This is a genomic window from Roseibacillus ishigakijimensis (assembly GCF_016595415.1).
Taxonomy (GTDB): Bacteria; Verrucomicrobiota; Verrucomicrobiia; order Verrucomicrobiales; family Akkermansiaceae; genus Roseibacillus; species Roseibacillus ishigakijimensis.
This window is the reverse complement of sequence record NZ_JAENIO010000168.1, coordinates 1-375: the sequence shown is the minus strand read 5'-3', so window position 1 is coordinate 375 and position 375 is coordinate 1. Positions and strand designations below refer to the sequence as shown.

Genomic DNA, 375 nt, shown 5'->3' with positions numbered 1-375 from the left:
AAGCCCTCAAGAACATCAAAACCACCGCTCAAATCGCGAAGGATTTTGACATCCATCCCGCGCAGGTTTCGGACTGGAAAAAACAAATGCTCGACAGTGCCGTCGAGTGCTTCTCCGCTGGGAAAAGAAAGACCTCCGAAGAGGCCCGGGAGGCCGAGAAAGAGCAGCTCCACGCCAAAATCGGCCAGCAAGCCATCGAGATTGATTTCTTGCGAAAAAAGTCAAAACAGCTCGGTCTGTGAGGGAGCGCGTCGAGTTGTTGGAAAACGAACATCCCGGTTTGAGCATGAGAAGACAATGCCAGCTCCTGTCCGTGGCACGCTCCACGAGCAGCTATCAGCCGGTGCCGGAAAGCGAGGAAAACGGGCGCATCAA

General features: G+C 54.4%; 1 protein-coding gene. It reads left to right on the top strand.

The window, feature by feature from the left end; genetic code table 11:
- Window positions 1-242, top strand: a 242-nt coding sequence (locus JIN78_RS17025; RefSeq protein WP_425606149.1) for a transposase, incomplete at its 5' end; no start/stop codon positions are given.
- Between the last annotated feature and the right edge of the window lie 133 nt (window positions 243-375).